General features: G+C 65.9%; 3 protein-coding genes and 1 pseudogene. 2 read left to right on the forward strand and 2 right to left on the reverse strand.

The features are described from left to right. On the reverse strand, positions 1-1,116 hold a 1,116-nt coding region (locus tag TX78_RS12280; RefSeq protein WP_233722266.1), incomplete at its 3' end, for a glycerol-3-phosphate dehydrogenase/oxidase. 35 nt (positions 1,117-1,151) lie between these two features. Beyond that, positions 1,152-2,413 (reverse strand): IS3 family transposase gene (locus tag TX78_RS12285; protein ID WP_094449642.1). Its coding sequence is split into 2 segments (ribosomal slippage): positions 1,152-2,062 and positions 2,062-2,413, totalling 1,263 coding nucleotides; the frame shifts between segments, so codons are not numbered across the junction. Between TX78_RS12285 and TX78_RS12295 the strand changes: the two are divergent. Next, a pseudogene (locus TX78_RS12295) lies at positions 2,412-2,882 on the forward strand (transposase); the annotation flags it as partial. The gene TX78_RS12285 and the pseudogene TX78_RS12295 overlap by 2 nt on opposite strands. 466 nt (positions 2,883-3,348) lie before the next feature. Continuing rightward, positions 3,349-3,810 carry a hypothetical protein gene (locus TX78_RS12300; RefSeq protein ID WP_044496635.1) on the forward strand — a complete coding sequence of 154 codons (462 nt, stop codon included), beginning with the start codon at positions 3,349-3,351 and terminating at the stop codon, positions 3,808-3,810. Positions 3,811-3,995 lie beyond the last annotated feature (185 nt).

Raw genomic sequence — 3,995 nt, forward strand, 5'->3', positions numbered from 1 at the left:
GGCGACCTCGCGCGCGGCGGGGACGGCGGACTCGACGAAGGAGGTGCGGGTGCGGCGTTCGACGAGGTCCTCCACCGTGAGGGCGCCCTCCGCCAGCACGCCGAAGAGCATCTCCGCACCGGTGTAGGCGACGCCCTCGGCGACGGGGCCCGCGAACCGGGGGTACCGACGGCCCAACTCCGCGACACGACCGGCCTCGGTGCCGTAACGGCGCACGAGACGGGTCGGTTCCTCGAGACGGGCCAGCACCTCCCGCGGCGCCGCGCCCACGAGCGGGAGCGTCCTCGTCCGGCACTCCCGGTCCGTCCCGAGACGACGGCAGGCGGCGTCCACGGCGTCCTCGGCCATCGTGCGATAGGTCGTGAGCTTGCCCCCGGCGATCGTCAGGGGCCGGCCAGGTTCGTCGATGAGCAGGTGCCGTCGGGACACGTCGGCGGTCGCGCCCGCCTCGACGAGTGCGCGCTCCGCGCCCTCCGACAGATCCCCCGACGCGCCGTGCTCGCGCCTCTCCCCGAACCCGTGCCTCCCGATCCGCCTCTTCGTCCCTCCCGTCGACCCGCCCGACGGAGTCGGCAGCACCAACGGCCGCAGCCCGGCGAACCGGCCCACCACGTCCTGCCTGGTCAGGGGGCGCTCCAGCGCGCGGTTGATCGTGGCGAGGAGGAAGTCCTCGTCGGATTCCGGCACCGGCGGAGCGATGCCGTCGACCCCGGGAGCGGCGTCGTCGGTGAGGCCGACGAGCACGAGGCCGTCGCTCTGTGGCAGAGCGAACACGAACCGGCCGAAGTGACCCGGCACCGGCGCGGTGAACACGGCGCTGGGACACCCGAGCGCCTCGGCCCGCACGACCAGGTGGGATCCGCGGCTCGGCGAGATCCGCAACGACGGGTCGTGTTCACCGGCCCACACGCCGGTCGCCGAGACGACCGTGCCCCGAGCCTCGACGCTCTCGCCCGTCGTCTCGTCCGTGAGGGTGAGTCGGTCCTCACGCAGGTCGGTCGCGGCGCACCGGGTGAGGACGTCCGCGCCGTGCGCCGCGGCGGTGCGGGCCAGCGCGATCACGAGGCGGGCGTCGTCCTCGAGCTGACCGTCGGTGTAGTAGACGGCACCGCGCAAGGGCCCTACCCCCGGATCTTGGACACGGGGTGTGATTACGCAGCCGTCGGCAGCGTAGCGGTGTTGCCGGTCTCGTAGAGGACCGGCGGGACGTAGCGGCACCACGAATGGCGTCGCTTGGTGTTGTAGCGGACGAGCCACCTGAAGACCTGCCGGCGGCAGACCAGTTCGTTGCTCCAGCAGGCGGCGTCTTGGAGAACCTCGCGCTTCATGGTGGCGTTGAACGACTCGGCCAACGCGTTGTCCGCGCTGGACCCGACGGCGCCCATGGACTGGGTGACGCCGAGCTTGCGACAGAGCTTGGCGTAGTCCTTCGAGCAGTAGACCGACCCGTGGTCGCTGTGAAATACGCTGCCCTTGAGGGTGCCCCGGGTTGCGGCGGCGGCCTTCAACGCGTCCTCGACGAGCTCGGTACGCATGTGGTCAGCGATGGCCCACCCGACAAGCCGACGGCTGTAGCAGTCGATCACGGTCGCCAGGTAGAGGTTCGTGCCGTCGGCGATCGGCAGATAGGTGATGTCGCCGACGTAGCGCAGCCCTGGCGCCGGGGCGGTGAAGTCGCGCTTGAGCAGGTCGGGGTACTTCTGGCCAGACGGTTCGGGGATCGTGGTCCGCACCCGCCGCTTCTTCACATAGCCCCGGATTCCTTGCAGCCGCATCACCCTGGCGACGCGCTTGTGGTTTACCCGCTCACCGGCAGGCGCGCTGTCGTTGAGCTCGGCGGTGATCCGTGGCGCACCCTGGGTGTTGTCCTCGGCATGGACAGCCCTGATCCGCTCTGCCAGCGCCGCGTCGTCAGCTGCCCTGGCTTCTCGGGCCGGGGCAGCCTTGAGCCAGGCGTAGTAGGACGAGCGCTCGATCTCGACGAGCTCACACAGTCGCTTCACCTCGAAGGTGGCGGAGTTGTCGGCGACGAACTGGAAGCGACTCACCAGCCCGTCTCCCCAGCGAAATACTTGGCCGCCCGCTGGAGGATCTCCCGCTCGGTGGTCAGCTTCGTCGTCTCGACCTCGAGCTCGTTGACCCGGGCCTCGAGCCGGGCGATCTTCTGCTCAGGCGTCTCACCGGCGGGACCCGTAGGGCTTGTCGGCGACGGCTTGGACTGCAGTGGGCTGGAGGTCAATGTCCCGTCAGCGGCGGTCTTCTTGCCGGTCCCGTAGACCTCGAGCCAGTGCCGCAGCGTGCCGCGCACGATGCCGAGATCCTCGGCGATGCCGCGGACCGTGGCGCCCGGGGTGGACTCGTACAAGTCGACGGCCTGACGACGGAACTCCTCGGAGTAGTTCTTCCTGGCCATGATTCCTGGATCATCTCGCTTCCCCAGCAGGTGCTGGATTCAGCGTGTCCAAGAACCGGGGTCAAGCCCCGACGTGCGCCCGATCTACACCGCCCCGACCGCGGCCGCGGCCAGGGACCGGTTCGAGGAGTTCGCCGAGAGATGGGGCAAGCCCTACCCGGCGATCGTGCGGCTGTGGGAGAACGCCTGGGCGGAGTTCATCCCGTTCCTGGACTACGACATCGAGATCCGCAAGGTGATCTGCTCGACCAACGCGATCGAGTCCCTCAACGCCCGCTACCGCCGGGCGATCCGCGCCCGGGGCCACTTCCCCAACGAGCAGGCCGCGATGAAGACCCTGTACCTCGTCACTCGGAGTCTGGACCCCAAGGGCACCGGACAGACACGATGGACCATGCGCTGGAAGCCAGCGTTGAACGCCTTTGCTATCACCTTCGCCGACCGCATGCCGGCCGCCGAAGACCGCTGACCATGAAAACGCCACTTACACCGTTAGGCGGACAGTCCCGTAGATAGGGTTGAGATGGGATCTTCGTCGAGATCCATGACGTATTGGCTTATTAAATACTTCATGAGATAGGAGAGGATATGTCGCCTAAAATCGACCGATCTATCGATTCCGCGCGCTCAAAACGTATGCCTATCAGAGGGATGATCGCCGCATTGTGCGCTGCTGTTTTGGGGCTGGCATCAGTCCCTGCAGCATCTGCCACGTCAGAGCCCGTAAGTTATTCGGCCGCAACCTCACCAACAAGTCACGTGGCTGCCGATCAGGAGGCGATCGAGCCTGCGATTGCTTGGGGTGCAGTCATCCGTGTCTTCACATCTCGGCCCGCATGCGAGGCAGCACGTGCTACTTACCATGCCCTGTTCCCCGAATATTCTGCTCTTGAGTGCCAGCGCAGCGGAGGTGCCTGGTACTTGGTCCGCGCATAATGGCAATTCCCGGCGTGGATGCGTACTCTGACCCTGTTCTGCGTTACAGGGTCAGAGCACGTGCGTTCATTGATAGCGGGGAGTTCGCCAAGCTTCTTCCTGGTGCCTCGACCGGCGACCCCTGGGACACTAAGCACCTCAACAGGTTAGAACAGGCCTTCCTCACCACTGTCGGCGACGAGGACACCGACATGATGAGTGAAGACTTACGGGCAGGCTATGAAATGTTCCTCGGAGAAGGCCTTGTCCGTCTTTTTGGCGGCGAATGGGTCTTCTTGCCAGCAGAAATGCTTGGTGGTGAGGGAGCAACACCCGGCCTAGGGGTGCAGTATCCGGGTGCAGAGCACCTCGATGTCGTCACCAGCATGCTTCCCTTGGCATTAAAGTTCAGGACTGGGCGGTGGTGGAGCAGCGCTTTCATCACTACCTCTGAGCTGCTGGGCCGTAGCGGCTCTCAGTGAACTGACCGGTATTTACCTGGCATGCAGGACCTGTTCATCGGTGTTCCTCACAGCGCTCCATATTGCCGCTCTGCCGCATCACAACCAAGCGCTGGAGCGCCGGTTCCATGTGTGCCTCATTCAGATGTTGGACATCCGCAGGATGAAGAATCCCTGACTTCCCAGCATGGCTGCCAGTCCGATCT

The sequence above is a fragment of the Nesterenkonia massiliensis genome (assembly GCF_000455245.1).
In the GTDB taxonomy this organism is placed as follows: domain Bacteria; phylum Actinomycetota; class Actinomycetes; order Actinomycetales; family Micrococcaceae; genus Nesterenkonia; species Nesterenkonia rhizosphaerae.

What these genes read in the sequence shown, in the direction of transcription:
- TX78_RS12300 (WP_044496635.1), top strand. Translation starts at nt 3,349, where the DNA reads ATGGCAATTCCCGGCGTGGATGCGTACTCTGACCCTGTTCTGCGTTAC.